At 70.5% G+C, this 14393-nt stretch carries 12 protein-coding genes and 1 pseudogene; 7 read left to right on the top strand and 6 right to left on the bottom strand.

Annotated elements, in window-relative coordinates; translation table 11 throughout:
• Window positions 1-132: pseudogene (locus ACF1CT_RS08740) on the top strand (IS5/IS1182 family transposase); the annotation flags it as partial.
• Between the two features lie 279 nt (window positions 133-411).
• Here the strand turns inward: ACF1CT_RS08740 and ACF1CT_RS08735 are convergent.
• The 4 genes from ACF1CT_RS08735 to ACF1CT_RS08720 all read right to left on the bottom strand — a co-directional run bounded on the left by ACF1CT_RS08735 (window position 412) and on the right by ACF1CT_RS08720 (window position 3776).
• The gene (locus ACF1CT_RS08735; RefSeq protein ID WP_391783052.1) at window positions 412-648 is read right to left on the bottom strand and encodes a chaplin; all 237 of its coding nucleotides are present in this window, start codon (window positions 646-648) and stop codon (window positions 412-414) included.
• Between the two features lie 383 nt (window positions 649-1031).
• Window positions 1032-1604 (bottom strand): transcriptional regulator, encoded by a 573-nt coding sequence (locus ACF1CT_RS08730; RefSeq protein WP_391783051.1) that lies wholly within the window; start codon window positions 1602-1604, stop codon window positions 1032-1034.
• A gap of 213 nt (window positions 1605-1817) precedes the next feature.
• A complete protein-coding gene (locus tag ACF1CT_RS08725) occupies window positions 1818-3185 on the bottom strand; it encodes an MFS transporter (RefSeq protein ID WP_391783050.1) in 1368 nt (455 codons plus the stop codon).
• A gap of 51 nt (window positions 3186-3236) precedes the next feature.
• Window positions 3237-3776: a carboxymuconolactone decarboxylase family protein gene (locus tag ACF1CT_RS08720; protein ID WP_391783049.1), complete on the bottom strand. Its 540-nt coding sequence runs from the start codon at window positions 3774-3776 to the stop codon at window positions 3237-3239.
• Between the two features lie 527 nt (window positions 3777-4303).
• Here ACF1CT_RS08720 and ACF1CT_RS08715 point away from each other — a divergent pair.
• The 5 genes from ACF1CT_RS08715 to ACF1CT_RS08695 all read left to right on the top strand — a co-directional run bounded on the left by ACF1CT_RS08715 (window position 4304) and on the right by ACF1CT_RS08695 (window position 8733).
• Window positions 4304-4795: a carboxymuconolactone decarboxylase family protein gene (locus tag ACF1CT_RS08715; RefSeq protein ID WP_391783072.1), complete on the top strand. Its 492-nt coding sequence runs from the start codon at window positions 4304-4306 to the stop codon at window positions 4793-4795.
• Between the two features lie 54 nt (window positions 4796-4849).
• Window positions 4850-5791, top strand: a complete 942-nt coding sequence (locus ACF1CT_RS08710) for an oxidoreductase (RefSeq protein ID WP_391783048.1) — start codon at window positions 4850-4852, stop codon at window positions 5789-5791.
• The gene (locus ACF1CT_RS08705) at window positions 5788-6090 is read left to right on the top strand and encodes a hypothetical protein (RefSeq protein WP_391783047.1); all 303 of its coding nucleotides are present in this window, start codon (window positions 5788-5790) and stop codon (window positions 6088-6090) included. Before ACF1CT_RS08710 ends, ACF1CT_RS08705 begins: the two co-directional genes overlap by 4 nt.
• Window positions 6091-6117: 27 nt before the next feature.
• Window positions 6118-7614, top strand: a complete 1497-nt coding sequence (locus ACF1CT_RS08700) for a cytochrome P450 (RefSeq protein ID WP_391783046.1) — start codon at window positions 6118-6120, stop codon at window positions 7612-7614.
• Window positions 7615-7752: 138 nt separating this feature from the next.
• Window positions 7753-8733: a hypothetical protein gene (locus tag ACF1CT_RS08695; protein ID WP_391783045.1), complete on the top strand. Its 981-nt coding sequence runs from the start codon at window positions 7753-7755 to the stop codon at window positions 8731-8733.
• A gap of 90 nt (window positions 8734-8823) precedes the next feature.
• Here ACF1CT_RS08695 and ACF1CT_RS08690 read toward each other — a convergent pair whose 3' ends face one another.
• Both ACF1CT_RS08690 and ACF1CT_RS08685 read right to left on the bottom strand, forming a co-directional pair.
• A complete protein-coding gene (locus tag ACF1CT_RS08690; RefSeq protein ID WP_391783044.1) occupies window positions 8824-11874 on the bottom strand; it encodes an NACHT domain-containing protein in 3051 nt (1016 codons plus the stop codon).
• Window positions 11875-12044: 170 nt separating this feature from the next.
• Complete coding sequence (locus ACF1CT_RS08685; protein WP_391783043.1) at window positions 12045-12449, bottom strand: hypothetical protein; 405 nt, start codon at window positions 12447-12449, stop codon at window positions 12045-12047.
• A gap of 377 nt (window positions 12450-12826) precedes the next feature.
• Between ACF1CT_RS08685 and ACF1CT_RS08680 the strand changes: the two genes are divergently transcribed.
• A complete protein-coding gene (locus tag ACF1CT_RS08680) occupies window positions 12827-14320 on the top strand; it encodes an aromatic amino acid lyase (protein ID WP_391783042.1) in 1494 nt (497 codons plus the stop codon).
• Window positions 14321-14393 lie beyond the last annotated feature (73 nt).

The raw sequence follows: 14393 nt of genomic DNA, 5'->3' as shown, positions 1-14393 counted from the left end.
GCCCGCGTGGAGCACGTGATCGGACGGATGAAGAACTACAAGATCCTCCGCGACTGCCGACAGCACGGCAACGGCCTCCACCACGCCGTCCAAGCGGTCGCCCAGATGCACAACCTCGCCCTCGCATCATGACCAGAGAACCGCCCTCACCGGCCCTGACCTGCCCGAACGCGGCCTTGTGCAACACCCTTTAAGGGCTGTCCCGTAATCCGCGGTGAAACAGTGCGCGGCGTCGGATGCGGTGCATCACAAGGCGGAGAGACATGCGCATACGGGATGTATGCGCATGTTCCGACAACGCCGCGAGGTGCCGTAGCCGTCGTCGCGCGCCCGCCAGGGATTGCGGGACAGCCCATAGTGCTGTGACCGGGAGAGTTCACCGGCGCGCGGCAAACCTTCCCGGTCCCCGCACTAGGCGTTGACGCAGGTGTCGCCGAGGGACGGGTTCAGCAGGCCGATGATGTCGACGCTGTTCCCGCAGAGGTTGATCGGGATGTGCAGCGGGATCTGGATGGCGTCGCCGGAGATGACACCGGGGGAGCCGATGGCCGCACCCTCCGCGCCGGAGTCGGCGACAGCGGCACCGGCGCCGGCGAGGACGGCGGTGGCGGTCAGAGCAGTGGCGGCCAGAGCGGTTCGAATGCGCATTGTTCTCCCATCAGGGATTACGAAATGTCCGAACTCGATCAGAACACGACCTCCTTCGACTCAGTGCGTCGGAGCGGACCGCGCTCACTCGATCGGAGGCGCGATGCCGGGGCCCCTGACGGACCGACGGGGCCGAACGGGTGAGAAGGAATCGAATGTGGACCACGGTGGCGCCCCGTCCGTCCCGCTCTCTCCGCCTCCGCCTCCGCCCTCCGCCCTCCGCCCTCCGCGCCCGGGATCCCTCCGCCCACCCCTCCCCGGCAGGCCCGAACGGTCCCGGCGGGAATCCCCGCTACCGCGATCCTCGTCCTGACGGCCCGGGCCGCAGTATCGATCCGGCCGACGGTGAACCGATACGCGTCGAGGCGCGCTTCCGCGCGACGCTACGCGGCGAAGCCGATGTTGGTGCAGTACTCGTACTGGCCCCACTGCGACCCCAGATCGACGATCTGGTCCACCCACGCGTCGTCGAGTGCCCTGTCGTCCCCCCGGACCCATGCGTCGACGATCCGGTCCCAGTGCCGGATGTTCAGGGTGCGGAACTCCAGGAACCTCTGGTGCGGACGGGGCACCTGGGACTGGTTGAGCGGGTGGATCTCGACCCGGGTGCCGCGCCCGCGGGCGTCGAGACGGCCGAGCAGATACCGGGCCACGTTCGTGCGGCGCACCGTGCGGTAGGCCGTTTCGATCTTCTCGAGGCTCGCGGGCGAAGGGTTGCGCCGACCGTCCAGCCATGCCTTGAGCGTGCGGTCCGTGACGGTCAGACCGGCGTCCCGCGCCGCCCGGCGGCTGTGGGCCGATTTCGTCAGGTAGTGCAGGCGTGCCATCCAGCCGCGCCGAACGTTGACGGGGGTGGTGATGCCGCCCGCGAGTTCGTCGAGCCGACGGGCCACCAGCTCGTGGCCCTTGACGCCCCGGGCCCCGAACTTCCCGAACTCACGTGTGCGCTCCGGCACTTCGTCTTCCCTTGCTGTGTCGTTCCTGTCGGGCCGGATGTGTGCCGGGTCCGACGGTGGCCGAGAACGTTCCGTGCTCCTGTTCGGCGACCACCGGAAGTCCAGCATGCCGGGTGGGCCGATGTCGACCGCAACCGCCCCCGATCCGCACACGGATCGTGCGGATGCGTCGGTCGTGCGTCGGCATCGGCCCTCGTGCGGGCCCTCGGTGCCCTACTGTTTCCCGGCCATCGCCATGCCCTGCTCGGTGGGTCCCGCCCCGAGGGACTGCGGCTCGGGCCCCATGGGCTGCTCGTCCGGGATGCGGAGTCGGCCGCGCGAGAGCGCGGCGGCCGGCAGGGACAGCAGTACCGTCACCATCACCGCGGCGATGAACCAGCCGGAGCCCCCGTGCTCGCCGAGGTACGTCGCCGACGCGGGGGTGACGGCACCCAGGAGCGAAGTGGTCAGCGCGTGCGGCAGACCGATGCCCACGCCCCGTACCCGTGGCGGGAAGATGTCCGAGAGGAGCTTGGGCAGGACCGTGGTCGCGCAGGCCAGGTAGACGACACCGGTTCCGTAGGCGAAGAGGAGGCCGCCGAAGGTGCCGGTCATGCCGAGGTAGGCGTACGAGCCGATCGCGGCGAACACGGTACTGACCACGACGAGGAACCTGACCGCGCCGACGCGGTCGGCGAGGAGCCCGATGGGCACCTGCACCACCATCAGCGTGGCGGTCGCGCAGACGACGACCCAGAACATCGTGCCGGGCGCGGCGATACGCTGGCCGACGGCGGGGATGACCGAGGTCCAGGTGCCGCCGACGGTGCCGGTGCCGGCCACGAGCAGCACGGACAGCAGGGCGTGGCGCCGGTAGGTGCTCAGCACCTCACGGACGGAACCGCGTGAGGAGCGTGCGGTCGCCTGGCGCCGGAAGACCTCCGTCTCGGCGAGGCGGTTGCGCATCAGCAGCAGGAGCAGCCCGAATACACCGCCGACCAGGAAGAGCACCCGCCACCCCCAGCTCGTCATGGCTTCCGTGCCGAGCCCGGCCGTGAGCGCGCCGCCGAGGAGCGAGGCGGCGAACGCGCCCGCCGCGGTGGTGAGCGAGAAGAGGCTGCCGTAGAGGCACTTGCGGTGGCGCGGCGCGACTTCCATCAGGTACGCGGCGGCGGCCGGCCATTCGCCGCCGGAGGAGACACCCTGCGCGACCCGGGCGACCAGCAGGACGACGGGGGCGAGGAAACCGATCCGTTCGTAGGTCGGGGCCAGACCGATGAGGAGCGATCCGCCCGTCATCAGGGCGATGGCCAGCATCAGCGCGGGTTTGCGGCCGCGCCGGTCGGCGAGCCTGCCGAGCAGGATGCCGCCGAGGGGCCGGACCAGCACGCCGACTCCGAGGACCGCGAAGGCGCCGAGGAGCGAGGTGACCGGGTTGGAGGACGGGAAGAACTGCTGGGCGAAGAGCGGCGCGAAGAGCCCGTATCCGAGCCAGTCGAAGGACTCCACGAAGTTGCCCACGACGGTCGCGGCGACGGATCGGCGGTGCGGCAGGGGTGGGGCTGGTCGGCGAGGGGCTGGTCGGCGAGGGGCGGTGGGCATGAGGACTCCTGGCGAGGGACACGGATTCGGTGTGCCGTCCGGGTGCGTCAGTCAGGCAGCGCGCCCGTACCCCTGGGTGACGATGCGTCGGCCCGTCTCGTCGTAGTAGTCGGGTCGGGTCGGCAGGGTGGTGGCGAGGCAGTTGACATAGCGGTTGTACATGCAGAACGCGGCGGCGATGAGCACGGTGTCGTGGATCTCGTCGTCGCCCGCGCCCTCGTTCCGGGCGGTGGTGAGAGCGTGATCGGAGACCGGGCGGGCCTGTTCCCGGACCTCGGCCGCGATCCGGAGCAGGGCGCGCAGGCGGGGAGTGATGTCCGCACGGTCCGGATCGGCAAGCACCGCCGCCACCAGACCCGGGCCGCCTTCGAGCTGGGCCGCGGCCGCCGCCCCGTGGGTGTCCGAGCAGAAGCGGGTGCGGTTCAGCTCGGAGACGTACGCGGCGATCAGCTCGCGTTCGCCCGGGGGCAGCGACCGGGGCGCGCGCAACAACGTCTCCGCGAGCCGGTTGAGCGGCACTGCGGTGTCGGGGCGGTCGGCCATCAGGCCGCGAATGCCGGGAAGGTCGCTCTTGATCTCGATGTGCGGCACGGGCGGGGTGTCCTTCCTGTCCCGGGACGGGGAGAGCGGGGGTTCATGCTCACCGGGCCGTTCCGGCGCGGCCAACTCCGACGTTGCTGAACCTCGTTCAGCGCCTCCCTGACCCGCGTGTCCCGCCGGGCCCGTGGTGTTCGTGATGTTCGTGATGTTCGAGGTGTCCGGGGTGTTAGCACGTTCGTGATGCTCGGGGTGCTCGGGGTGCTCGGGGTGCTCGGGGTGCTCGGGGTGCTCGGGGTGCTCGGGGTGCTCGGGGTGCTCGGGCAGCACATCGTGCACGGCGTTCGAGTGCCGTGAGGATCCGCAATTTCGGAGTTGGCCGGTCGATTCGGCGCTCGCCACGATGAGGCACCTTCCGCCTGTCGAAAGGACGTGCACCGATGTCGACCACAGAGACGCTCAAGGATCTTCCGGAACTCGACCGCCGCGTGGGGCCGTCGTCGGCCCCCGGCGTGCCGGAGGGGCACCGCCCCGCACCCCACATCGCCGTCGACAACGAACTCCCGGGCATCAGCGGCCTGATGGCCGACCGCCCCGACACCGGCGCCCCCCTGTCCCAGCTCGCGGAGACGTTGTTGCGCGCGCCCCGGTCGCTGCCCCCGGGCGAACGCGAGCTGATCGCCGCGTACGTCTCCGAGCTGAACCGCACCCCGTTCTGTTCCCGCTCGCACAGCGCCTTCGCCGCCGCGCAGTTGGCGGGTGGCCCGGGTCTGGTGGCGGCGGTGCTTGCCGATCCGGACCGTGCGGACATCACTCCCCGCCTGCGCGCCCTGCTCCGGATCGCGGCCGAGGTCCGGGAACAGGCCCGCCCGGTCTCCGATCACGCTCTCACCACCGCCCGGAACGAGGGCGCGGGCGACGACGAGATCCACGACACCGTGCTCATCGCCGCCGCGTTCTGCATGTACAACCGCTATGTCAACTGCCTCGCCACCACCCTGCCGACCCGACCCGACTACTACGACGTGGCTGCCCGCCTCATCGTCTCCTGCGGCTACACCGCCCAGCACTGACCACTGGCCGCCGACCACTGACCACGTCCCGACCGGGCTTCGAGGGAGGCCGCCATGGCCTGGAGCACGACCGACATACCCGATCAGCGCGGCAGAACAGCCCTGATCACCGGGGCGACCGGGGCCATCGGGTTCGAAATCGCCCAAGCCCTTGCCGCAAAGGGGGCCCGGGTGGTGCTCGCCTGCCAGGACACCGGGCGCGGGCGCGCAGCCGCGGCACGGATCGGCGGCCCGGCGGAGGTACTGAGGGTCGATCTTGCCTCGCTCGACTCCGTACGGGAGGCCGCCGCGCAGGCCCACCACCGCTACGACCGGCTGGATCTGCTCATCAACAACGCCGGGGTGATGTTTCCTCCGTACCCGTGCACGCAGGACGGCTTCGAGCCGCACTTCGGTGTCAACCACCTCGGGCACTTCGCGCTCACCGGCCTGCTGCTGGACCTGGTCGAGGACGTGCCGGGAGCACGGGTGGTGACGGTGTCGAGCCTCACCCACCGGCTGGCGCGCGGCGGCGCCGGGGACGGCCTGCCGCGGACCGGGCAGGAGCATCGCCGGGCGGCGGCGTACGCACGGTCGAAACTGGCCAACCTGCTGTTCACCCGCGAACTCCAGCGACGCCTGGCGGGTGCCGGTTCCCGCGCGGTCGCGCTGGCAGCCCATCCCGGAGTCTCGGCCACCGGCCTCTGGGGCGATGTTCCGGCATGGTTGCGGCCGGTGAGCACGGTCCTGCTCAAGGGGATGTCGCAGCCGCCGGCCGCGGCCGCGCTCCCTGTCCTACGGGCCGCCACGGACCCCGTCGTCCGGGCAGGTGCCCATCTGGGGCCGGACGGCCTCGCGGGATGCCGTGGCGCGCCGGGGCCTGCCGGGTCCAGTCGGCTGTCGCGCGACAGCGTCGGACAACGCCGCCTCTGGGCGCTCTCGGAGGAGCTGACCGGTGTGCGATTCGGGTGTCCGGGGCCGTCCGCGGCGGCGGACCGGGCCGCCTCGGTCCGATGAGTGCCGACGAGGACGGCGAGAACGAGGCCGAGAACGAGGCCGACAACGTGGGCGGAGCCGTCGATGAGGACGAGAACGTGGGCGAAGTCGTGGGAGCAGGACGGGACGTCGGTGCTCCGCCGCCCGCAGCGGGCCTCGCGAGCCGGGTCGGCGGAATGCTGCGCCGGTTCAGGGCGTACCTCGGCGCGGTCGAGCCGTTGCCCGAGGTCAACGGCGCCTCGTACACGGACGGGCGGTACCGGACGGACGGGCGGGAGCGCCGATCCCCCGCACCGCGCCCCACGCCCTTTCGATGGTGATCCCGCACCCCGTCAGGAAGGCCATTCATGAAGACCGGTCAGGCAAGGGGACTGTTCGTCGAGGAATCCGCACCGCGGACCACGGGCGCCGGGAGCCTCGTACGGTGCCTCTTCGAACCGGCTGTTCGCGCGGACCCGTATCCGCTCCTCGAACGCATCCGTGACCACGGTCCGGTATGGCCCGACGACGACGTCGTGGTGTTCTCCTCGTGCGAGCACTGTGCGGCGGTGCTGCGGTCCGCGGCAGCGGTCCCCACATCGGCGACCGGCACGACCGGACAACCGCGGGGGCACGGAACGGTGCCGGTCCCGCCCGCCGAACGGCATCGGCATCGGCATCGGCATCGGCATCAACATCGGCATGTCCTGACCGCACCGGTCGTCACTCCCGTCATCACGCCCGTCGTCACGCCCGTCGTCACGTCTGTCGTCACGTCTGTCGTCACGTCTGTCGTCACGCCGGAAGTGCTCGCCCTCCTCGGTCCCTGTGTGCGGGAGTTGATCGACGACCTGCTGGACTCGGTCGCGGCACGCGGCCGACTGGAAGTCGTGACGGATCTCGCCTATCCCCTGCCGGTGGCACTGGTCTGCCGGCTGTTCGGTCTCACCGAGGTCGACCAGGTGTGGCTGCGCCGTCGGCTGATGCCGTCGGCCCGTGTCTGGGAGCCGCACCGCGCACTGCTCGGCACGGAACCGCCGGGGCACGACGAGCAGCTCCGCGCCGAGTCCGAACTCGACGACTTCTTCGGTGACGTGGCCGCACGACGCGGTACGGACCTGGGCGACGGGCTGCTGGCACCGACCCTCGCCGGACTGTCGGCCGACGTGCGGCCGAGCGCCGACGAGACCTGGGCGTGGTGCCGGGCCCTGCTCCTCGGCGCGCTGGAGAGCACGGCCGACCTGCTCTCGAACAGTGTGCTGTCCCTGCTGCGCGCCCCGCACGAGCAGGAGAGCATCCGGCGACGCCCGGACAGGGCCGCGGCCGTGGTCGAGGAGGTGCTCCGGACCGACCCGCCCGTCCAGGTGCTCCAGCGCACGGCTCGCGAGGATCTGGACGTGTGCGGGGTCCACGTGCCGAAGGGAACGACGATGGTCCTGCTCGTGGCCGCCGCGCACCGCGACCCGCGCTGCCTCACGGTGCCCGGCCCCGGACGTACCGGCCCCGGACCCGACCTCGGAATCGGACACACCGGACTCGGACACACCGGACTCGGAGCCGGGCACGATCTCGGGCGCGGCCTTGGGAGCGGCCTTGGGAGCGGACGTGCTCCCGGGCACGATCTCGGGCTCGTCGGTCACTCGTGCACCGGTGCTCCGACAGCACGGCTGATGGCACGTCAGCTACTTGTGCGCTTCGCGCAACGCGTGGAGCGTCCCCGCTTCGCCACCGGCACCCCGACCTACCGGCCGAACGTCGCACTCCGCGGGCTCCGCGCCCTGTGGGTCGACGCGGACGGCTTCGGCGGGCGCGCACAGCCGTGGGCCCCGCGCGATGTACGGACCCCGCACAACGGGTTCCTGTGACGCAACTCCCGGATTGCTCTCCCTCGGCTCCCGCTTCTTCGAGATTGCTCCTTCGCGGGCGTCGCTTCTCCCGGATTGCTCTGCCGCGATCCGGGCTTCTTCCAGATTGCCGTGTTCCCCAACCGGAAGGATCTCGTTGTGCACTCCGTCATGGAACGCGTACCTCCGACGCCCGGCTCGGCGCACACCGGCCGCGGCGGCACCCTGTTCGTCAACGGCGCCTTCCCGCGCCGTCGCGCTCTGCTCATCGGCCTCGCCGCGCTGTTCGGTTTCGCACTGACCGTGGTCTGGTCCTACGAGTTCGTGGACCGGACCATCGGCGCGAATGTCGCCGGAACCCTGTTGGGGCACGACGCGGCCACCGCCTCGCTGGGCAGTTCCTTCCTCGGGATCGCCTTCGCGCTGGCGACCGGTGTCGGTGGCACGTTCACCGCCTGCAACGTGGCGGTGTTCAGCGCCATGGCCCCGCTGGCGGGCCGGATGGACTCCCGGCGCAGCCGCCTGGGCCGGCTCGTCAAACCGCTGGGCTGCCTCGCGGCGGGCTCCGTCGCCGTCTCCGCCGCGTACGGCGTCGTCGTGGCCCTGGTCGGTACGGGCATGCCCCAGTTCCAGCTCGGCTCGTCAGGACACGGCGGCTTCTCGCCCAGCACGATCCAGGCCATGGTCACCTTCGGTGTCATCGGCGCGGCGATGGTCTGTCTGGGGCTGGCCTCGCTGGGTCTGGTACGGGATCCACTGGCCGGGCTGGCCAGCCGCTTCCCGAACGCTCCTCTCGTCGTCATGGGCGTCCTGCTCGGCGGCTTCCTCGTCGGTCGGCCCTACCCGCTGTTCCGGCGTCTCTTCCACGACGCCGCCGAGAGCGGCAACGTCCTGTACGGGGCGTCCGCCTTCGCGCTTCAGGCCGTCGGCAATCTCGTGATCATGAGTGTGCTGTTCGTGCTGCTGACGCTGCTGGCAGGACGCAGGCTCGGCTCCTGGCTGACGGCCCGGCCGAGCCGCGCCTCGGCAGCGATCGCCGCGGCGTTCATCGGAGCGGGTGTCTTCATGATCCTTTACTGGGACGTGCGCATGCTCGCCATGCGGGACCTCATCTGGTACCCACTCGCTCCGTGGGCCTGAGGGCGGGTCCGGTAGCTCACGGTGGGGCGGCGCGCGGTATCGGACGCGGCGCGCCGACCCGCTCGCCGTCGACAGCCCGCTCACCTCGCGTCAGCGGTCCAGACCCCGCAGCCGGGTGACGCCCCCGGAATTGGCCGCCAGCCTTTTACCGTCGGAACTGAGCGCAATGGAATCGATGGAATCGTAACTCGAAAGCAGATCACCGGCTTTCCCCTCGGGGCCGAAGATTTTAACGGATGTGACGGGTGAATCATCCGAAATGGCGGCCAGCCACTCGCCGTCATTACTGAAATGCCACCTCAACGTCTGATCGTCGATCTCACTGAAGCCCCGCCCACACGGACGTTCCATTTTTTCGGCAGCGGGGTCCATGTCCAGTCGAACACACCGACGGGGAACGCTTCTTCGGTCGCGAAAGACATAGAAGAGCTGGCGGCCTCCGGAACTTACGCCAACGGGGCTTTTGCGTCGGTAGGTCTCCGGCAGGGGCAGAGTCTTCGACTCCTGCCCTGTCCAGGGAAAGAGTTTCGCCTGCACGACCGGATACTCGTCCTGATCCTCCATGTAATCAGGTCCGAGCACCACGAGACCTCGCTCCGTCGCCACGATTTCTTCCCCGCCTTCTTCTTCCAGATCGATGTCGAGGGAAACCGCCCGGCTGTTGCGCTTCTCCCCGCTCTCCGTGTCCCACTGCCGCACCCGGCTTTTCTTGTCGACCGTGAAGAGGGTGTGTGTTCCCGGCGGGCCAAAGGCCATGTACTCGACTCTTCCGGTGACCATGAAGTTGGGCATGGGATGGCCGGGAGACGTGCGGGGCATCACCAGCAAACCGGCTACGCAAAAGGTGGCAGCACCGACTGCGGTGCCTGCGCGGATCACGCGACGGCGGCTGGTCCGGGCGGGGGCGTTCACTGCGCGGTCCCGGGCCAACGACCGGCCGGCGAGCCGTTCTTGCAGGCGGATGTGCCGGAACTGGTACGCGCCGCCCGATTGTCGTAGCACTTGCCGGTCCCGGGCGTCGGAGAGAAAGCGCATGAACCTCCAGGGCAGTTTTCCCTGGGCCGCGAGGACCAGACGGACCAGCAGAAACCTGGGCCACGCCCTGGCGAGCAGAATCAACAGCGCGAAGACCGCCGCGGGCAGCACGCTGCTCATGACGCCCGACGTGATCGATCCGTAGGGGACGTCGCCGTCGAACCTCGCAGCGATGAAGTCCGTGGCCGAGGGAGTGACAGGACCGTACGTGAACGCCGAGAACACGATGAACGCTGTCGACCAGCCGAGGATGGACAGCGGTACGGCGCAGACTCCGAGAACCGCTCCGGCCGCCAGGGCTCCGGTCAGGGACGAGGTCCGGTCCTGGCGCAACAGGCCAGGGGGGCTGGCCATCCTGGAATGTTCCGGTGGTGCGTCGAGCCAGGCGTGCACGGCGAGGGCCAGACTGATCGCGAGAGCCACACCGCACACCGCCGCCACCAGCATGGAGTACCGGGCGAGATCCGCCTCGGTCCAGTAGTCCGCGATCGCGAGGGCGACAGCCGCCGCCGCGCCGACGGGGGCGATCAGGGTGGCGGTCAGCTTCACACCGGCGGCAAAACCCTTGCAGAGCCGCCCCAGAGAACCGCGCCTCCTGAACGACAGCCTCCCGGGCGAATGGCCCGGTGCCGCGTACCAGACGATCATGGTCAGGATCGCGCAGCCGAACCCGATCGCCATCGCAAGCAATGCGTCGTCGTCGAGATTCCTGTCCGCGAAGGACATCCCACCGACCATGGTGAACGTCACGAGCAGACCGACGGTGATTCCCAGTGCGAAGCCGGTGAGGCGGGACAACAGGCGCCGGCTCATGAGCCACCAGACGAGGTCGCGTTCGCGGTGCTGGTGAAGATAGGTCGCCAGATAGGTCAGGTACGCCTCGGCCCGCTTCGCGCGGCGGCGCCAGTCGTCAGCATTGCGTTGTCCGCCGCTGCCCGGTTCCGGGGCGTACGCGGCGGTGATGACATGGTCGAGCAGATGGTCCTCCACCGCGTGCGAACTGTCGAAGCCGAGGAGTTCGCTCGGGTCCCGGTCGCAGCTGCTGTACACGGTGCGGGTCAGGGTGAGGGCCAGCGGGGTGGACAGTGCGCACGCGATCGGGCTGTCGGGATTCGACAGCAGGTCCGCACACACCGGCTCCCATTCGACACCGGCGGGCCAGCTCACGTCGTGCAGGTAGGCGACGGAGTCCGCGGCCGGCACCGGTGCCACCTCCACCACCGGCGCGCGGCGCAGAACGGGCGAACCGCCCTCGATGACGTCCTGGTATTCGACCGAACGGCACGTGAGTATGACCCCGGCGCCCTCACCGCACGACTCGTTGATCGCGCGTACGGCGTTGCGGCGTGACGCCTCGGGCATTTCATCGAGGCCGTCCAGAATCAGCGACAACCGCTGCCCGCGCAGCAACAGCCTCGGGATGTCGACGCGTCCGCCGTAGTAGGCGGTCCCCACGGTGCGCTCGATCCAGTCCCCCATCGATTCGCTCACCGGGTCCCATCCGGACAGTGTGAGCAGGACGGGAACGGGCGCGCCCGGCTCGCGTTCGGCGAGCAGTCCGAGAGTGAGCATGGCGGCCAGTACGGTCTTGCCCGAACCTGGTTCGCCCAGCACCACGAGTCGGCCGCTGGGCACCCGTCGGTACCCCTGGGCCAGCCGACGGGCCGCCTGGTCGAAGTCGCCCTCCAACCGGCCGTTCAGCGAGAGTCGCAGCACACGGGCGTCGACCGCGCCTCCGTGGGTCTCCTCGGGCGGCGCGGCCACCGGTCGACGGGTGGCGGACCAGGACAACGGGATCACGCGTGGAGCACGTAGGTTGCGGGCGGTGACCTCGTCCTCCCACTGCGCCCGCACCGACAACGCCAGGTCGTTCGCGAGCCGGTCGGCGTCCGTCGGTGGCGGAAGCGGTGGGAGGAACTGGGCGAGGGACACCACCAGAGCGGCCAGCGAGACGAACAGGCCCGCCCAGCCAACCAGTTGCTCGTCCCCGAATTTCCCCTTGGAGTTGAGCAACGCCCAGACGAGCCCCAGGGATACCAGCGCGCACAACACCAGGAGCCCCAGTCGTGCCCACCGTCGCCGCTCGTGGCGCGGAAGTCGAATCATCTCTGCAGAATGCCGAACTGGATCCCCGTCAGAGGCGGAACAGGTTGCTCCGCACCCGTCGTGAATAAGATTTCGGACAGTGCGAAAGGGCCGGTCACTCCGCTTCCGAGGGACCGGACGGGCCGTCCCCCGGCAGCCGGGCGCCTCGCTTCAGGTTCACCGGAACGTGTTCAGGCAGTGGCCGCTTCGGCGGAAGCGATCGCCGTGCACAGGTCGGCGGCCTCGTCCAGCACGTCCAGCACCTCCGGGCCGACGAGGTCATCGACCACGCCGTCACCGTCGTCGTCGACATCGAGGACGGACAGCAGCACCGCCAGCGCACGGGCGAAATGGCCACCGTTCTCCCTGATCATGGCAAGGTTCCCCTCCCACAGCGCGTTCCGCACACCGGAGGCGGTCATCGTGCCGTGCGCCGCGGCGGAGAGTGTGAGCATGCCGGCGACCCTGCGTTCGACGTCGGTGGGCGCCCACTGCCCCGAGCACAGGTCGTAGGAGAGCGCGGCGACATGTGCCCGGGTGATGCGCAGGTCGGATCGCGAGGTGGCGGGCTCGGACAGGCGCGGGGCGGGAGTCATGGTCGGTCCTCCGTGACGGTGTGGCAGCGAGGTGCACATGTCGTACGGGTTACAACGGCCGGAATTGAGCGGTCACGCATCGGTGCCCGGGTCCCTACGCGTACATGACGGCCGGGCGGGTGCTCGACACCCCATGGTCGTACAACAGCGGCAGCGGCAGATGGTGGCGACAGATGGTGGCAACCAGCCCATACAAGAACGATCGCACCGGCTCCGCAAGCCGAGTTGGCTAAGTACGGGCAGGTGGGCGACGCCGATGCGGTTCACTCAACTCCGCGTGGACCGTGCCCTCCACCGCACCCCAGTGTGGTAGGAACCCGTCCTCGTTCCGGGCCGCGTCCCGGAGCGGGGCTCGCCCATGCTCAAGGAGCCGGACGTTGACCGTTCCCGAGACCGTGCCACCGCCCGTCGTCGTGGACGGGGAGAGCCTGACCGTCGAGGCAGTTCGGCAGGTCGCGGTGGGCGGCGCACCGGTGCGTGTGCCGCCCCGCTGCCTGATCGTGACCGACCTGGGGCGCACCCCGCGGGAACACGATGTCCCCGCGTCCGTTCCGGCCGGGCCGGAGGCCGCGCTGACGCAGGAGAACCTCGTACGCAGTCACAGCGCCGGGGTGGGCCGGCTGTTCGCCGAGGACGAGGTACGGGCCATGATGGTGGCCCGGCTGAACCTGCTGGCCAAGGGGCTCCACCCGGTGCGCACCGAGGTGTTGTCGCGGCTGGTGCACTACCTGAACCTGATGCTGACTCCGGCCGTGCCGCGGACCGGTTCGTCGGGTGCGGTCGGCGATCTGACCCCGTTGGCGCACATCGCGGAGGCTCTGATCGGCGAGGGGACGGTCCTGCACGACGGGCGTCCCGCAGACACCTGTTCGGTGCTGGCGCGCCGCGGTCTGGAGCCGTTCGGCCTGCGGGGACAGGAGGCACTGACCCTGATGAGCGGTGACGCGGCCACCGTCGGCCTGGGCTGCCTCGTGGTGCATCGGGCGCTCGACCAGGTACGACACGCGGAGGTGGTCTCGGCGTTGCTGCTGGAGGTGCTGGGCGGTCTCGACGGCGCCCCGGTGCGCGGCGGTGACGCGGGCGGCGCACACCGGGGCGCGGCGGACTGCGCGGCGAACCTGCGCGATCTGCTGCGGGGCCGCACCCGTCTGCGCGGCGAGCGCCCCGACCGATCCCCGGCGGTGCGTTCGGTTGCCGAGGTGCTGGGTCCGGTGCGGGACACGCTGTGGTACGTCGCGGGCGCGCTGGAGGCCCGGTTGAACGCCGGTGACGGGGACGCGCTGCTGCGCGACGAGGACGGTGCCGTGCGCGGAGGAGGGCTGCCCGGGCATGCGGCGACGTTGGCGCTGGACTTCGCCACCATCGCGCTGACCCAGCTCGGGGCCCTTGCCGAACGGCAGTTGGCTCGGCTGCTGTCGGGTGAACCTCGCTACGGGCTGCCCCGCTCCCTCGTCGCGGCCGACCCGGCGCTCAACAGCGGCCTCGCGGGCCTGCGCCACACGACCGCCGCACTGGTCGCTGAGAACCGCGCGCTGGCCCCGGTCAGCACCCGGTCCGCCGCCACCGAGCAGGTGGAGGGCCCGTCGGCGCCCGGTCTCCTCGCGGCCCGTACCACCCGCAAGGCGTTGGACAACAACGACCGGGTACTGGCGATGGTGTTCCTCGCCGCCGCGCAGGCCGTCGACCTGGGCCGCCACTACGACGGCATGGCCCCGGCCACGCAGGCGGCGTACGACGCGCTGCGGTCGCTGGTGCCCGCGCTGGGCGTCGACCGCCACATGGCCGCCGACACGGAACTTGTCGCGGCCGCGCTGTCGTCGCAGCACGTGCTCGGCGCCCTCGCCCACCACGCCCGGATCACCCTGCGCTGAGACGGTGGTGGGCCCGCCGGGGGCACGCGGCGCGTGGTTCCGGCACCTGTCCGTCGAGAACCGGAGGGCTCGC

The sequence above is a fragment of the Streptomyces sp. NPDC014734 genome (assembly GCF_043083325.1).
In the GTDB taxonomy this organism is placed as follows: domain Bacteria; phylum Actinomycetota; class Actinomycetes; order Streptomycetales; family Streptomycetaceae; genus Streptomyces.
Note: the sequence above shows the minus strand (reverse complement) of the source record. Positions and strands in the feature narration are given on the sequence as shown.

What these genes read in the sequence shown, in the direction of transcription:
- ACF1CT_RS08735 (WP_391783052.1), bottom strand. Translation starts at nt 648, where the DNA reads ATGCGCATTCGAACCGCTCTGGCCGCCACTGCTCTGACCGCCACCGCC.
- ACF1CT_RS08725 (WP_391783050.1), bottom strand. Translation starts at nt 3,185, where the DNA reads ATGCCCACCGCCCCTCGCCGACCAGCCCCTCGCCGACCAGCCCCACCC.
- ACF1CT_RS08715 (WP_391783072.1), top strand. Translation starts at nt 4,304, where the DNA reads ATGGCCGACCGCCCCGACACCGGCGCCCCCCTGTCCCAGCTCGCGGAG.
- ACF1CT_RS08710 (WP_391783048.1), top strand. Translation starts at nt 4,850, where the DNA reads ATGGCCTGGAGCACGACCGACATACCCGATCAGCGCGGCAGAACAGCC.
- ACF1CT_RS08705 (WP_391783047.1), top strand. Translation starts at nt 5,788, where the DNA reads ATGAGTGCCGACGAGGACGGCGAGAACGAGGCCGAGAACGAGGCCGAC.
- ACF1CT_RS08700 (WP_391783046.1), top strand. Translation starts at nt 6,118, where the DNA reads ATGAAGACCGGTCAGGCAAGGGGACTGTTCGTCGAGGAATCCGCACCG.
- ACF1CT_RS08690 (WP_391783044.1), bottom strand. Translation starts at nt 11,874, where the DNA reads ATGATTCGACTTCCGCGCCACGAGCGGCGACGGTGGGCACGACTGGGG.
- ACF1CT_RS08685 (WP_391783043.1), bottom strand. Translation starts at nt 12,449, where the DNA reads ATGACTCCCGCCCCGCGCCTGTCCGAGCCCGCCACCTCGCGATCCGAC.